We start from the raw sequence: 16,178 nt of genomic DNA on the forward strand, positions 1-16,178 counted from the left end.
CAATACTGTTAATTTTCATAGTTTTTAAAACTTCCGTCAGAATAAAATACAACAATACGATCTATTGTTTTGTTATTATCTATTTCAATTGGGGGTAATTTGGGGATTGAAGGTGTTACTGTGATATTCTGTTGAATGGGTTCTTTAGTTTTTTCTTCAGAAGGAAAAGCCCCCTTACCGTTAAACAACCAATACAAATCAACTTCGGGGAAGGCGGTGAGTACTTTTAAAATAAAGTCTAAACTTGGTTTGTTTCGGCCGGATAATATATGTGAAATACTTGAGCGTTGGACGCCAATTTTTTCAGCAAAAGAAGACGCAGACTCACCGTAGTAATCTATTACTTTTTGTAATCTTTTAATAAAATCCTCTGTGTTTATCATTGTAAATAGTGGTCTGGGGTAGATGATGTTACAAATGTAACAATATAACTTGAAACCAGGAAATATATTGTGCTAGAGCTGAGGGTTTATGTTAAGTTTTGGTTTAAATAAAACATGTTAAATAATTGATTTAATGTATTTTATTTACTATTTAAGATTTAGGCTTATTTTTGAGGTTTAAAATTAAGCTTAAGCTAGAGTTCTTGTTTAGTATTGTAAACAAATCGTTTAATTTTATTGTTTACAAATGTAAAAAAGTAATTGTTTACATTTGTCTACACAAAATAATTAACATGCAATTAGAAGATATTAAGGAGTTGTTTTTACAGCATAAAGAAGATCAATTATCTCATCGATATATTACCAATAAACACATTGAACCTTTGTTGGAAAAAATATCAAAACATGTTCAAGTAGAAACTATTGGTAAATCTGTTTTATCAAATCCTATTTATGGTTTAAAAATTGGTAGTGGTAAAAAACGATTACTCATGTGGTCTCAAATGCACGGTAATGAATCGACAACTACTAAGGCTTTATTTGATCTCTTTAATAGCCTATTGAGTACCAATTCTAACCTTAATTACATTTTAGAAGCTTGTACCTTATATATTATTCCTATTTTAAATCCTGATGGTGCTTTAGCTTATACTAGAATTAATGCTAATCAGGTGGATTTGAATAGGGATGCTCAAAACAGAACACAGCCGGAAAGTGTAGTGCTTCGCAACGCTTTTGAGAAGTTTAAACCTCATTTTTGCTATAATTTACATGGACAGCGCACTATATTTAGTGCGGGAAATACAAATAAATTGGCAACCGTTTCTTTTTTAGCGCCAGCGCAAGACGAGGCCTGTACAGTTACGCCTAATCGAAAAATAGCCATGGAGTTAATTGGGGTAATGAAGAGCGCTCTGCAAGGTATTATACCCGATCAAGTTGGCGTGTATGACGATGCTTTTAATTTAAATTGTGTTGGAGATACATTTCAAAGTGAGAACGTACCAACTATTTTGTTCGAAGCCGGACATTCTGCTAATGATTACGGAAGGGAGGTGACGCGAGAGTTAATATATGTGTCATATTTAGCTTCGTTAGACTATATAGCTAGAACAGAGGTTACCGGAAGTGAGTATGAGCCTTATTTCACCATTCCAGAAAATGGAAAATGTTTTCTAGATGTTATTATTAGGAATGCAAAAGTAAATGGCGTTTTGGTAGATGTGGGCGTGTTGTTTCAAGAACGCTTAATTGATAATAAGGTGAAATTTATACCAAAAATAGATAAAATTGAAAAGTTAGATGAATTATATGGCCACAAAGAGATTGATGCTAAAGGAGTTGAAGTTTATAACGCTGAAGGAGGTTTGTTGGAATTAGGTTACGAAAACGTTTTCGTAATATTAAATAATGAGAAATTATTGCTTTTATCGAAATAAAACATAGAAATAGTTCTGTATTTTTAATAAAAATGTATTAATTTTGCCTCATATATAAGAATAGTTAATTATGGGAAAAATCAAATTAGACGAAATAGATCATCAAATTCTTGACATGTTAATCGACAATACAAGAATTCCTTTTACTGATATCGCAAAAAAATTATTAATTTCTGCAGGTACAGTTCATGTTCGTGTAAAAAAAATGGAAGAAGCTGGAATTATTAAAGGTTCTTCTTTAATGTTAGATTATAAAAAATTAGGCTATTCATTTATTGCTTACGTAGGTGTTTATTTAAATAATACATCTCAAACTAAATTTGTTTTAGAGCGAATTAATGAGATTCCTTTTGTTACTGTTGCACATATTACTACAGGTAAGTTTAATATTTTCTGTAAAATTAGAGCAAGAAGCACAGAGCACGCTAAAGAAGTTATCTTTTTATTAGATGATATTGAGGGTGTTTATAGAACAGAAACTATGATTTCGTTAGAAGAGAGTATAAACGATAAAAAACGTTTGATGCATTCTATTTTTAATGATATGTAAATTTAAAAGTAAAGAATATATTTTAAAGCTCTGTGAAAACAGGGCTTTTTTAGTTTTATAACGTAACCTGATTTTTGATTTTAGTTGTTATTTTGGCATTGATGTAATATTTTTTACCGTTTAAAGAAAGTATTTGGTAATATTCTCGACTTCAACCATATTTGAGTAATATTTAGAAAAACATGATATTTAATTCTTTAGAGTTTTTTTTATTTCTCTTTGTGGTTTTTATGCTGTATTGGTTAGCATTAAAAAAAAGCATAAAAGGTCAAAATATTTTACTTCTTATTTCAAGTTATGTTTTTTACGGTTGGTGGGATTGGAGATTTCTGTTCTTAATATTGTTAAGTACAATCGTTGATTATTTTATAGGTATTGCTATTCATAAAAACGAAAAACAAAACGTGCGCAAGGCATGGTTGTGGGGTAGTGTTCTGTTTAATTTAGGCTTACTAGGTTTTTTTAAATACTATAATTTTTTTGTGGATTCGTGGATAGATATGTTCTCCTTGTTAGGGTATAATATAAAAAGCACCTGGACATTAAATATTATTTTACCTGTTGGTATTTCCTTTTATACGTTCCAAACGATGTCTTATTCGTTTGATATTTATTATAAAAAATTAAAGCCTACCAAAAACTTTTTGGCCTTTGCTGCTTTTGTTAGTTTCTTTCCGCAGTTAGTTGCTGGCCCAATTGAAAGAGCTTCTAATTTATTACATCAAATTACAAACAGAAGAACATTTAATTATAACCAATGTGTAAGCGGCCTAAAACTTATTTTATGGGGATTGTTTAAAAAAATGGTTATTGCAGATTCGTTGGGACCCATTGTTGACGATATCTTTGCGAATTACGCGGACTATTCCGCATCAACTCTATTATTAGGAGCGGTATTTTTTAGTTTTCAAATCTATGGGGATTTTAGTGGGTATTCTGATATAGCCATTGGTACAGCTAAGCTTTTTGCAATAGAATTAAAATCTAATTTTAAATTCCCATATTTTTCAAGAAATATTGCCGAGTTTTGGGTGCGTTGGCACACCTCTTTGTCCGATTGGTTTCGTTACTATGTTTATATTCCATTAGGAGGCTCTCGTAAATCAAAATTAATTTCAATTAGAAACATTGCCATTGTATTTTTAATTAGTGGCTTATGGCATGGTGCTAATTGGACCTATTTGTTTTGGGGTGCTTTTCATGCCATAGCATTTGTTCCTATATTTTTATTGGGCAAAAATTCAAAATATAAAAATTCTACAATAGGGGAGCACTCATTATTGCCATCAATAAACGAAGTACTTCGAATGGTAATGGTTTTTAGTCTTGTGACCTTTTCGTGGGTGTTTTTTAGGTCGGCTACTATTGGTGATGCATTTAGCTATATTTCAAGAATGTTTACGGAGTTTACGTTTTATTCATATATGCATCCCAGAGGTTTCAGAATGATTGATTATTATATTTTAATAATGCTCTTTGTTATTTATGAATACTTAATTAGACGTGACGAACGCGCGCCGTTTAAATTTAAATCTAAGTACATTCGGTTAATTGCCTATGCAGTTGTTGTTCTTTGCATGTTGTTATTTTATGATAGCAAAATTGATCGATCGTTTATTTATTTTCAATTTTAATTATTTAATAAGCTAAGAGATGAAAAAAATATTTTTTAAAGGTGCTTTTTATAGTTTATTGATTGTTTTAGTTTTAGAGCTAGTGGTTAGAGGGTTTCATTTAACTAAAGATTATCCAGTTCGAATTATTGATGAAAATAAAGTGGAGAAGTGGCAACCTAATCAAAATGGGTTTTCAGTTACCGGTAATAGACGTCAAAATTTTTCCGAATTCCGAATAAATAATTCAGGTTTCAATTCCTATCGCGAGTTTGCACCTTCAAAAGAAAAAAAAGAAATAGCATTAGTTGGAGACTCATATATAGAGGGGTTCCATCAAGACTATCAATTTTCTGTAGGAAAAAAAATAGAAAACCAGTTAACTGATTTTGAAGTTTATGAGTATGCTTACGCGGGCTATGACTTTGCCGATGAACTTAACTTAATCAATAAGTATAAAGACGATTTTAATCTAATCGATTATGTTTTTATAGATCTTAAATTTAATACAGATTTACAAAGAGGGGAGTATGCTGTAATTCAGGACAGAATGAACTTAGAAACTCCCTTTTATAGAAACTTACGTAAATTTAAATTGTTAGTATACTTAAATAGTATAGGTGTAACAGGAGATTTAAAAACACGTTTTAGAGAATTAATAGCCTTCAAAATAAAACCAGAGATAAGATCTAAGAATAAAAACAAGCTTCAGGAAGTTGATGAAATTAATCCTAAATATTTAGCTAATTTTAATAAGTTGGTAGAAACTTATAATTTCGATAAATTAAGGTTTGTTCTCTTATTAGAAAAAAGAAATACACCAAATGCGTTTAAAAATTATTTAAAGACAAATAATTTTAAATTTATAGATTTAACTACTGATTTAGAGTCGTCTAAAACACCTACGACATTAATTTATGATAGCCATTGGAATGATAAAGGCAGGAGCATTGTAGCGAATGCTATTGTAAACTACACCAGGCAATTGGAGTTTAATTACTAAAATTCAGTTTTCTTAAAATAAAACGACTTGATCTATAAATCGTTGGTTTTGGGTCGCTTAACATGTATTTAATAGGTGTGTTGTTAAAAATAAATTTTAATTTTAATAATTGACTTTTATTTTTTTTAATACTTTTTACTAAGCCCTTTAATAGCATAAAATCTATTAATTTATAATCTGGAGTTTCAAACGATTTATCTAAACTTGATAGGTAGTATAAGTATGGGAAGTTTACGCCTGCAAATAATGATGCTTCTAGAGAGCCCCAAAATCTTGGGTTTATTTCCACTACCTTATAATTTTTCGAATTTTCATCAAACCTCATATCAAGATGCGCCACTCCAGACCAATCTAATGCTTTCATTAAGGTTTTTACTTGGTCTATTATGGCATCTTCTTTTACAAATTTGAATGAAATTTGAGGAGCAAACTTACTTCCTCCAAACATATTTGGCTTTTGTATGGTGTAAGCTAAAACTTCTCCCTTTTTGCATAGCACACTACAATCAATATCATAGCCTTCAATATAATCTTGTACGAGGTAATTGTTTTTAGAATCGTTTGAGTTTATAAAATCTAAAAATTCAAATTCTTCTCTAAAAACTTTAATACCCAATCCACCTCCTGGACTTTCAATAGGTTTAATAAGCACAGGGTAAGTTACCTTATTTAAATCGGGTGTTAATCCTTCTGTTATAACTTGACTTTTAGGATAAGGCAAGCCTATTGTTTTTAAAAAACTTGTTAAAGTCCCCTTGTTTATTGCCTTTTTAAAATTGCTATGAGATGGGAGTAAGGCTAGTTTATGAGGTGTAGTTATTAAATCTATATATTTAGTAATTAACCCAATACTATCTTCAAAAATAGGCATTACTAAATCAATGTCTTGATTTTTAGTAATATCATTAATATTATTAATGTAATCAGTAGCACTTTCCGTTTTCTGCCGGTAATAAAATTTAGTTACTTTTTTTGAGTGTTTCATGGGGATGTCTGGATCATCAGACATCACATGAATTTTAATCCCCTGAATTTCTGAAAGGCAGTTTAAAACAATCATTAAAACAGGAGCCTCTCCATCGGGTATCAGAATAGATATAGTTTCACTGGCCATAAGTAAGTAGTTCTTTAGTTAAGTTTTAATTTGCTTGGGGCGCATTAATATAATTCAAATATTTAAAAATAATCCCGAATAAGTAAGCTTTCTCTATTAATTATTTATACTATTTCGATTTTATGTGTAAATAATAAGATAAAACTTACTGTTGAAAGAATAATTTTGTAATTATTAATCTTTTGTTGGACATTTGATTAAAGGAAATCAGTCAAAATTGCTTTAAACTAAAGGTAAAAATGGGTTTATTAAATACGGTTAATCATAACTTCACACAAAATTTTTTTGAAAAAGGTGATTTTAACCCTCTTATAGGAGAAATTTATAATGAAAATAAGAATCAGAATTTTGAAAACCCTAATCAAAATTTAGATAGCACTAATTTAGGTGCTGTACATTTAATTGAGTTTGTTCCTCCTTTTTTTAAATTAAAATTTAACGCTTCTAAAGGGCGTTTGTCTTCATTTAAATACACGTATTTTAAAGGTTTTATGTGCGATTTAAGCACAAGTAAAACTTTGGAGGATTATATGTCTACCCAATTGGGTAAAAAGAAGAAAAAAGTTGTGCTTAGTCGTTTAAGACGTTTGGAAACTTGTTTTAATATTGAATACAAAACGTTTTATGGCGATATATCGGATGAGGAGTGTGATGACTTGATGGATGCTTTTAAAACTATGATTATTAAGCGTTTTGATCAAAGAGGAGATATACATAGTAGTTTAAAAGCTTGGGATTTTTATAAAGAGGAAGCTGCAAATTTAATTAGAAAGAAAAAGGCTTGTTTATTTGTAATTTATAATGATAATAAACCTATTTCGATAAGTTTAAATTTTTTATGTAATGATATTTTCGAAAGTGCTATAAGCTCTTATGAAATTGATTATGCCAAGTTTGGACTAGGTAACATTATTGTATTAAAAAAGATAGAGTGGTGCTTAGCCAACGGATATAATATTTTTAACATGCGTTATGGTGATTATCCTTATAAACGTGTGTGGTGTAACACGGTGTTTCTATATGATAGCTATGTGGTGTATAAAAAATCTATAGGCAAGCTAATAAGAGCTTTTGTAGTGTTAAAAAAGAACCAAGCTATTACTTATGCTATTTTAAATAAAGATAAGTTTAAGGCTTTAGCTGGTTTTAGAAATAAGTTGAAAGGAGACATTAAATCTAATAATAATGAGGAGCATGTTAATCAACTTAAAGGACCGGTATTTAGAGAACTAAATGATTATAATGAAGCTGATTATAAAAATTTAACACCTGTGGATATAAAAGGGGAGGAATTTACTTTTTTAAGAAAACCTATATTTGATTTACAATATATTCAGGCTTCAAAAACTGAAGACATGCTGGCTTTTAAAATCGATGACAATACTTATTTAGCAAAAAACACAAAAATTAATAAGTGCTTTTTGTTAGAATTAGCCTAGTTTTTTAATTATTATGTGGCCACACCTTGTTAAGTTGAAACCTAAATTAGGAAAGTTTTAAATATGTATTATTACTATTGTTTTTAATTAAATAGCTGTCATTTTCTAATTCAAATAGTTCAATAATATCGATATGCAAGTTATTAGCGTATAGAAAATTATAAATTTCTTTTTTAAGTTCTGAATTAGAGTTTTCGAATAGAGATAATGGTTTTGGATTTAAATTAGCCGTATCAATATCCAAAAGAGGTGTTGTTTGATAGTGTTTTGTTTCTTCCTTTTTTCTGTTTTTCAGTTTAAAGATTGTTTTGTAATAGAAATCATTTACTCCTTTTTTTCTGAGGTATTGCTTTAGTTTAAATTTAGCGGCTATTATTGTTGATAGTAAACTTGATAATATAGATTTTTTGTAAACTAAATGATATTCATAATTATAGATTTTATTGCACCAATCTTTCTTATAGCCATATTCACCTTTGTAAAAATCGAATTTATTAAAGCCTTTTTCGGCAAGCTCTTCAAATAAATTCATAATGGTGATAGATCCTAAACCAAATTTATAATAATTAATATCAAATACTGGAATTACACCAACCGAGAGTGATTCTATGTGATAACATAAATAAAATGATATCGGTTTTTTATTATTATAGACTACATATAAAGAGGCTTCTCCATTGGCAATCATTGGAAGAATTGTATCGCTATAAAAGTCCCAAAAATAGTTGTCTGTTACACTGTAAAATTCTTTTCTTGATTTAAATTTTTCAACTAACAGAGCCTTAAAAGCATTCATTAAATCTGCATATTCGTCTTTAGGAATAGCCGTTTTGTAAAATAATTTATATGAAATATTGAAGCATTTTTCTAATTTCTTTTTTCGTCTTTTAATGTTACCAATTTTTTTTCTACCAACCTGCTTACTAAAATAATCGTTTATACTATCATATTCCGAAAAATCAGCCATATAAGCTTCATATTCTGGAATACGTTTAATTTTTAATTCGCTATCCGTAGTTGTACCTTTAGTTATATTATTATAGTTGGGAACATTGTAAATAACTAAAAGTTTATTTTTAAAATTAGATTCCTCATTTTCTTTTATAATATAACTATTACTATTCATTAATAAACTACCACCAACACTACTAAAAACAGGAAGAAACTTGCCTTTAATAAAGCTAATACCTCCTATATCCTTAAAATTATAGATCTTGGTTTCCTTGGCATAGTGTAATTTCCACTTTTCAATAAAGAGTGTGGAAGACGATAAGGCTTTATTCATTATTTTTTATGTTTACCCTTTAATTAAATAGTATTTTTTTCTTCCCATCTGTATTTAGGAAAAAAGTCGGAAATAATATCTTTCGAGAAGTTTTTATTGGAAACTAAAGTATTATAAACGTCTTCGTTAACTATATAAGTCCAAATTTTAAAAGGCTTATAACTTTTGGATAGCGAAGACTTAAAATCAAATAAACTGTCTTGTTTATTTTCTAAACCACCGCCTAAGTTGAAATAAGAATAATTAGCGCCAGAATAATCCAATCTAACTTTGTTAATTAATGCTCTAAGCGGGGAGAGGCGCAAATAATCTTCATCCGTTCCAGATAAATGATATTGAATAATTTCATTTGTTCTGATTATTAAAGCAGCCGAAATTGTTTTATTAGTTTCTTTATCAACAGCATAAACAATATCTGTTTCAAATTCATTACTATTAATGAAACTTAAAAAATACTCTTTACTAAAATAATAATTTTTGTGTGCGTTTAATCGATCCATATTTTTATAATATAAATCTATAAAGGATTCTAGGGCCTCTAAATTATTACTTTTCTTTACAATTAGAGTTTTTTGAGCTTTCTTTAAATATCTTTTTGCTGTTTTAGAAAATGCTGATTCTTGTGTTTCTTTAGCTTCTTTTAAATCTAGATATACTACGTTACCAAGCGTTTTTATAGTACCTATGTTTTCAAGAATGTCTTCTTGCTTATCAATAAACGGATGTAGTCTGCTAAAAACAGAAATTATGTTTTCCTTTATTAAGAATTCATTTAGATGTTTTTTAAAGTTAGTATTATCTAAATTAGTGTCCCTTTTATTTTTTAATGGACCCGCATATCCGTATACAGAAGTGGCATCGTAAAACGTAGTGCCTTCAATGGGTCTAATAAGTAATGGTAAACAAATAATAATATCGCCTTCAATGTATTTTATTAAAACAGAAGATTCGTTTTTTAATTTTGATAATTCGTGGTAATCGAAAGTATGATAAAAGTCGTAACATGACACCTCAGACAACGTTTTTTGCCAAAGCGACTTTTCTTTTATTAAGGTTATATTTATATCTGTTTTTTTCATTGATTAGATTAAAATGTTTCATTTAAAAAATGAAATATTTTGAGCATTAAATATTAGAATACTATAAAACTTGAGGGATATATTTGGTTATCTGTTCATAAACCTATAAAATGGAAAGAAATATTTTTTAACTTCATCCTTATGTGCATTATTGTAGTCCTCATGTTTACTTTTACATAGATTTTCATAAATCTGGTAATTGTTTATTTTTCTTCCTGTATAGAAAACAATATCACCATCCTTCGGGAAAAAGGCTTTTTTACTTTTATATAAGCCATCCCCATCGCTTAAGCCTCCACCTAATACGTAATATTTTAATTTGTTTTTAATAGCCCATTTAATAATTTCAACACGTAAGAAATCGTTTGGACGATGGCTAAAGTATTCTGCCTCTGTGCCTCCTAAAAAAGCATACAGCGTATCGTTGTTTTTAATAATTAATTCTGCGGAAATGGGTAGGTTATTAAAACACGAAAAGGCTAGAAGGATTTCAGAATTATGATTTGAGATTAAATCTGTAAAATATTGCAAAGAAAAAAAGTATAACTCTTTTGCGTTATTTCGTTTCATAGTTTCTGTATAGATTTTATAAAACGTGTTAATTTCTTCTTGAGTTATTTCTTGTTCTTGCAGAATCTTAAAGGTCAAGTTGCTAGCTGCAGCTTTACGATAGTTGTTTCTAACCTTAGGGAGGAATTTTTCCCATTGCAGTTCGAAATCAGTCTCTAATGTGCCTTTAACATTTAAAAGCGTTGAAATGAGTAAGCCAGAATAGCTAATGTAATTTCTGTTTAAGCTAAACCTAATAAACTCTGTAACGACATTCTTTTTTTCATACCAAGAATCAATGGCTTTCCAAAAGGCTTGTAAATCGATTGAGTTGACTTGTTTGTCATCATATAAAGGGCCATTATAACCATATGGAGTTATAGTGTCAAAGCATTCCTCTTGGGCGTGTTTTGTGTCTATTTTCCTTAGTATTATTGGCATTATAATTTTTACCTCGCCATTTATTTTAAATTGAAAGCACTTTAAGGTATCCGTTTCGCTAACAAAATATTTTAAGTGGTCGTATGAATAATATACGTTATTGTTCCAATTCTCTTTAAGTAAGGTTTTATACTCTTCAATATCTTCAGTACTGTTTAATTTTTTACTTACAAAGTCATATTTTTTATTAATATTCTGTACTGGGAAGATGTCGTTATAAAGAATTTTAGACAACACTTTAGATAGCCATATTATTCTACCACAGTGCTCTACATGCCATACTGCTCTGTTTTCAATAACATTACCAGCTAGCATTGGCCCCATAACATGTAAGTTTTTGCTGCATTCTAAAGCGCCATTTACATGAAAACCTATATTTGATTGATTAGGTACACAGTATTTTTTTTGCAGTAGGTTTTTATAAAGTATAGGAAGATCATCATGTTTTAAATTTTTTCCACCAACACAATTTATAATAATATGAAACGCTTTTTTAGTTGTTAAACTTTTACCCGTTTTTGTATCTAAATAAGTTAAAAGATAATCGCCGTTATTGTCTTTTGCTAAGTCTTTAAATCTGCCTGCTAAATGTTCGAACCTATTTTGTTGTTCTAGATTATCTATTACATCTGTATAATGCTGTCCTGCACAGCGTTGTCTTTTTCCTATGGCGTTTCCATATTCGCACGCAAATATTTCAAGCTCTTTTTCATTTAAAGATTTTAATAGTACGCCAAAGGATTTCGAAATAATATCTACTGTTGATGCAGGACCTAAATTAATTTCATCAGCGAGGTCCAAATCTTTAAAAGCAGCTTCAGCAATAGTTTGTGCTGTTAATTTGTTACAATTTTTTAAGGCTTCTAGATGTATAGGTTTAAATTTTTCTTGCCCTTCAATATCTATGGTAGTATCAGGGATTCGCCCTTGGGTAGAAAGAAATGTAAAATTCGTATTTTTAAATTCTTCGCTTTTAAAATCGTTAATTTTATATATGACCTCTAGGGCACTCGCATTAGCGCCAACAATTAAAATGTTTAATGTTTTATTTGTATTTGAACTTATAAAATTTTGTATTTTATTTAGGGATACTTTTAGCTTGGGTTTATAAGGGTTGTTTAAAAATAAGAGATTATCTTGTTCAATAATTCTTTTATTTTGCCATAGATAATTTGTTGGTAAAGAACCTACAGAAAGCACGACCTTTTTAGATTTAAGGTTTTCGTTATTTTCTAGTTTTATATTATAAATACCATTAATGCGTTCAACATCGATAACTTTTGCGTTAATTTTATTTAATTCAATTTTATTGGTGTCCCTAAGTTTATCTGTTTTGGCCTTTATTAATTGGTCCATGTAGCAACCAAAAAAACGTCTAGGGATAAATAAATCTTCCCATCTATTATGCTTTATATCTTCATGGTTCTTAGTTAACCACGCTTCGGTTAATGCGCCACCTTCATTTTTAAGTTCTTGAAGCAACCAATTCTTATTACTGTTTAACCAGGCAATAAATAAACCCAATTCGGGCTCTATTAAAAAATTTCTCAAGGACGTGATTAAAAGTGTAGAAAAACCAGACCTTTCACCATATGGCAATCCCAAATTGAATTCATGGTACTTCTCAATAATATTTATGGTTATTTTTTTACCATTAGTTTCATCATTATTAATGAGTTTTAAAAAATTTAGGATACTAAAAGATGTTGATATACCCGATCCTATAAAAGTTAAGTCTGAGATTGCTTTAGTATTGTTCACTTTAATCTTTATTTTTAATTTTTAGAACTCTTCCAGTTCTTCCTAGTTATTAGAATATATCCTGGAACTTTTTTATTGTATCTTAACATTTTAAAATGTCAGATCATATTTCTTAAATTTTGTAATAATTATTTCATCTAAGTTACTATTAATAAGATGCATTATAATAATAAAGTTCATCATTAAACTAGAACAATCCATTCATTTATAAGTAACATTTAATGGTCTTATAAAAAATATAAATATCGTGTTTTGAATTGACTAAGACACGTTATTAAATTAAATTATTGTTACATCTTAGGTGTGTTAGTTCGTATCATTCTACCCGGGTTTCCTGCCATTACAGCATAGTCTGGTACATTTTTGAAAATTACAGTTCCTGCACCAATAAGAGATTCCTTTCCAATGGTTTCAATTCCAGGAATTATAGTAACACCAATACCTATGTATGCCATATTACGGACGGTTAAACTAGCGCCAACGTTTACTCCAGAAGACATAAAAACACCATCCTCTATAGTAACATGATGCCCTATAGTTGTACCCATATTAACCATTAAGTAATTACCGATAGTAGTAAAGGGCATAATGATATTACCGACAAGCATATATATAGCTTCTCCTAATACAACGTCGGGTGCAATTGAAACGGAATGATGAATAAAACTAGGTGTATTGTATCCTTCTTTTTTAAGTGACACTAAATATTTTTGTCTTATTAAATTATTGCCAATTGGGCAAAACACGTCGGATGCTTTATCTTTTAGTTTTTTCGAAAATAAATCATGGTATTTGCCTATAACGGGTAACCCATTAACATTACTTCCTTGAATGGCATCATTATCATCGATAAAACCAATAACTTCTATGCCTGCTTCTTTAAGATATGAAGCATAAATTTGACCCTGTGTTCCAGCGCCTATAATAATAGATTTTTTCATTTTTTAGTAGTACCTGTAAAGGCTTTCATGTTTAATTCTGGGCTTAAATTTACATCTTTCTTTAAAACAACTTTTTTTAAAGTTAAAAAAATGATTCGTATATCTGTTTTTAATGAGATATTATTAACGTACCAATAATCGAGTTCAAATTTCTTTTCCCAAGATATCGCATTTCTACCATTAACTTGGGCCCAACCAGATATGCCTGGTTTAACTAAATGCCTTTTTTTTTGAGTTTCATTATAAAGAGGTAAGTAGCTAATTAATAAAGGCCTAGGGCCTATTATGCTCATGTCTCCCTTTACAACATTTAATAATTGAGGTATTTCATCTAGGGAGTATTTTCTTATAAATTGGCCAATTTTTGTAACTCTTTCCTTGTAAGGTAAAAGTTCTCCATTTTTATCTTTTTTGTCCGTCATGGATTTAAATTTTACTAACATGAATACTTTTTCATTTAAACCAGGTCTTTTATGAAAGAAAAAAGGTTTAAAGTTGTTAGTAAAACATAATATTAAGAACAAAATTAAAATTATGGGAGATAAAAAAATTAACCCAACAGCGGCAATAATTATGTCTAGTATTCTTTTGAAAAAATTTTTATACATATAATATGGATTGTGTTTTAAATTATTTTAAATCATAAATTAAAAACTCAAACAAAAGTATTGATTTAGTTCAATGTTGATTCATTTTATCGTTGAAAATCTAATATTTAAATTTAACGGTATTTATATTTCTTATTTTGGAATGTTTTTCGACAAATTGATTAAAAAGAATAGTTTTTTTTACGCCATTTGATTATTAAAAAGATGCATAAAACCAAAAACTTGGTTGTTGCAATAATGTTTTTTATACCTTTGATGAAAATATAATTAGTAAATAAAATTTTAAAATCGTGAATAATAAACTCTTAATTAGTGTTTTTAAATCAACATTAGAAATAGGTGATGATATTGTAATAGAAGATTTAAAATATCAAGGCATCCCTGAATGGGATTCCATTAATCACATGTACTTAATAAGTGAAATTGAAACTATTTTTGATATTGAGATAGATAATGATGATGTATTAGAAATAAAAAGTTTTAAAGAAGCTCAGCAAGTGCTTATAAAGCATAATATAGAATTTTAGAATTAATTATGACTCTATCAAACACTACTGATTTTAACAATACAGAAAACACATCATTGTTTGAACTAATAGCTCTAAATGAAAACTTATCATTTATCAATGCTAGAGATGGTGAGCAATACAAGTTAAAGGATCTTATTTTACCCTTAAATGATATTGTTTGTACAAGCAAAAAATTAGTTTTTTTATATTTAGATTCAGGGATAAAATCTATATTATATTACTTAACTTTTTTAAAAAGTAGTCATACTATAGTTTTATTAAGTAGTTCTATAAAACAAGAGCTTAAAGAAAATTTAGAGAAAGAGTATTTACCTTATATTATTTTCGACGAGTCGAGAGAGCGTATTAATGATTACGTTTTCAATACTCTTGATAATGATAATTTTAAAACGTCATTTTTTAAAAATGAATTAAATAATGATAATAGTATACATAATAATTGTAAAATATTATTATCTACATCTGGAACAACAGGGTCGCCTAAGTTTGTAAAATTATCAGAAGAGAATATTTTACAAAATGCACTTTCAATTGCTAGCTATCTTCCAATAAATAAAGATGATGTTGCCCCTGTAAATTTACCATTATATTATTCTTATGGCTTATCTGTTATAAATTCTAATGCTATTGCGGGAGGCAAGATTGTTTGTGGGCTTCCAGATGTTTTAGAAAAAGATTTTTGGAAGTATTTAGATGAATTTAAATTCACTTCTATAGCAGGTGTTCCATTTATATATGAAATGCTTAAAAGAATTGGTTTTCTTAAAAAATCTTATCCAAGTTTGAAATATATAAGTCAAGCAGGAGGTAATTTAAGTGAAAATGTAAAATCAGCTTTTTATCATTATTGTGAATCTAACGCTATTAGGTTTTTCGTTATGTATGGACAAACTGAGGCGACGGCAAGAATATCTTATGTGCCAGATAACATGTTAGCAAAGAAAATAACCTCAATTGGTATTCCTATTAAAAATGGTAAGTTAAGTATTGATAAGGAAACAGGGGAGTTGTTATACTCAGGACCAAATGTTTTTGGTGGGTATGCTAATAAAAAAGAAGATCTGAAAATTTGGGAAAACATTATAACTTTAAAAACGGGGGATTTAGCTATTCAAGATGAAGATGGATTTTATTTTATCAAAGGAAGGTTGAAGCGTTTTGTGAAACTTTTTGGTAACAGGGTTAATTTAGATGAGGTTGAAAGCTATTTAAAAGCCTCGTTAAACATTAGTTTGTTGGCTTGCAATGGTATTAATGATAAATTTATTCTAGTTTCTTATGGCATTGAAGGGCTAGATGAAGCAGCCTTAAAAAAACAACTGTTTGAAAAATATAAAATACATACTTCTGTTGTTAAATTTTTATATTTTGATAGTTTGCCCATTACGGAAAACGGAAAAATTAATTACAAAAGTATCGAGGCTACATATTTAGGAAAATAAC

The 16,178-nt window shown here is 28.9% G+C and carries 14 protein-coding genes; 7 read left to right on the forward strand and 7 right to left on the reverse strand.

Going from position 1 to position 16,178, the window contains the following annotated elements; genetic code table 11:
- Positions 1-8 precede the first annotated feature (8 nt).
- A complete protein-coding gene (locus tag AAFN75_RS15160) occupies positions 9-383 on the reverse strand; it encodes a helix-turn-helix domain-containing protein (RefSeq protein ID WP_411807138.1) in 375 nt (124 codons plus the stop codon).
- Between the two features lie 293 nt (positions 384-676).
- Here AAFN75_RS15160 and AAFN75_RS15165 point away from each other — a divergent pair, with 293 nt between their 5' ends.
- From AAFN75_RS15165 to AAFN75_RS15180, 4 genes are all read left to right on the forward strand, one after another.
- The gene (locus tag AAFN75_RS15165) at positions 677-1,822 is read left to right on the forward strand and encodes a M14 family zinc carboxypeptidase (RefSeq protein WP_411807139.1); all 1,146 of its coding nucleotides are present in this window, start codon (positions 677-679) and stop codon (positions 1,820-1,822) included.
- 70 nt (positions 1,823-1,892) lie between these two features.
- Complete coding sequence (locus AAFN75_RS15170) at positions 1,893-2,372, forward strand: Lrp/AsnC family transcriptional regulator (RefSeq protein ID WP_144115933.1); 480 nt, start codon at positions 1,893-1,895, stop codon at positions 2,370-2,372.
- A gap of 182 nt (positions 2,373-2,554) precedes the next feature.
- On the forward strand, positions 2,555-4,006 hold the full coding sequence (locus tag AAFN75_RS15175) for an MBOAT family O-acyltransferase (RefSeq protein WP_411807140.1): 1,452 nt from the start codon (positions 2,555-2,557) through the stop codon (positions 4,004-4,006).
- Between the two features lie 19 nt (positions 4,007-4,025).
- Positions 4,026-4,988, forward strand: a complete 963-nt coding sequence (locus AAFN75_RS15180) for a hypothetical protein (RefSeq protein ID WP_411807141.1) — start codon at positions 4,026-4,028, stop codon at positions 4,986-4,988.
- Here the strand turns inward: AAFN75_RS15180 and AAFN75_RS15185 are convergent.
- Positions 4,978-6,102: an ATP-grasp domain-containing protein gene (locus AAFN75_RS15185; RefSeq protein ID WP_411807142.1), complete on the reverse strand. Its 1,125-nt coding sequence runs from the start codon at positions 6,100-6,102 to the stop codon at positions 4,978-4,980. The two genes, AAFN75_RS15180 and AAFN75_RS15185, sit on opposite strands and share 11 nt — an antisense overlap.
- A 239-nt stretch (positions 6,103-6,341) precedes the next feature.
- Between AAFN75_RS15185 and AAFN75_RS15190 the strand changes: the two genes are divergently transcribed.
- Positions 6,342-7,541 (forward strand): GNAT family N-acetyltransferase, encoded by a 1,200-nt coding sequence (locus AAFN75_RS15190; RefSeq protein ID WP_411807143.1) that lies wholly within the window; start codon positions 6,342-6,344, stop codon positions 7,539-7,541.
- 46 nt (positions 7,542-7,587) lie between these two features.
- Here AAFN75_RS15190 and AAFN75_RS15195 read toward each other — a convergent pair whose 3' ends face one another.
- The 5 genes from AAFN75_RS15195 to AAFN75_RS15215 all read right to left on the reverse strand — a co-directional run bounded on the left by AAFN75_RS15195 (position 7,588) and on the right by AAFN75_RS15215 (position 14,205).
- Positions 7,588-8,826, reverse strand: a complete 1,239-nt coding sequence (locus AAFN75_RS15195; protein ID WP_411807144.1) for a GNAT family N-acetyltransferase — start codon at positions 8,824-8,826, stop codon at positions 7,588-7,590.
- A 23-nt stretch (positions 8,827-8,849) separates the two neighbouring features.
- On the reverse strand, positions 8,850-9,905 hold the full coding sequence (locus AAFN75_RS15200) for a GNAT family N-acetyltransferase (protein ID WP_411807145.1): 1,056 nt from the start codon (positions 9,903-9,905) through the stop codon (positions 8,850-8,852).
- 87 nt (positions 9,906-9,992) lie between these two features.
- Positions 9,993-12,656 carry a GNAT family N-acetyltransferase gene (locus tag AAFN75_RS15205; RefSeq protein WP_411807146.1) on the reverse strand — a complete coding sequence of 888 codons (2,664 nt, stop codon included), beginning with the start codon at positions 12,654-12,656 and terminating at the stop codon, positions 9,993-9,995.
- Positions 12,657-12,946: 290 nt separating this feature from the next.
- Positions 12,947-13,597 (reverse strand): acetyltransferase, encoded by a 651-nt coding sequence (locus AAFN75_RS15210; RefSeq protein WP_411807147.1) that lies wholly within the window; start codon positions 13,595-13,597, stop codon positions 12,947-12,949.
- The gene (locus AAFN75_RS15215; RefSeq protein WP_411807148.1) at positions 13,594-14,205 is read right to left on the reverse strand and encodes a sugar transferase; all 612 of its coding nucleotides are present in this window, start codon (positions 14,203-14,205) and stop codon (positions 13,594-13,596) included. Before AAFN75_RS15215 ends, AAFN75_RS15210 begins: the two co-directional genes overlap by 4 nt.
- 290 nt (positions 14,206-14,495) lie before the next feature.
- Between AAFN75_RS15215 and AAFN75_RS15220 the strand changes: the two genes are divergently transcribed.
- Positions 14,496-14,732, forward strand: coding sequence for an acyl carrier protein (locus tag AAFN75_RS15220; RefSeq protein ID WP_411807149.1), 237 nt, complete (start codon positions 14,496-14,498; stop codon positions 14,730-14,732).
- A gap of 8 nt (positions 14,733-14,740) precedes the next feature.
- Positions 14,741-16,177, forward strand: a complete 1,437-nt coding sequence (locus tag AAFN75_RS15225; RefSeq protein ID WP_411807150.1) for an AMP-binding protein — start codon at positions 14,741-14,743, stop codon at positions 16,175-16,177.
- The last annotated feature ends 1 nt before the right edge of the window (position 16,178 follow it).

Origin of the sequence: Algibacter sp. AS12 (assembly GCF_046736315.1) — a bacterium.
GTDB classification, from domain to species: Bacteria; Bacteroidota; Bacteroidia; order Flavobacteriales; family Flavobacteriaceae; genus Algibacter_B; species Algibacter_B amylolyticus.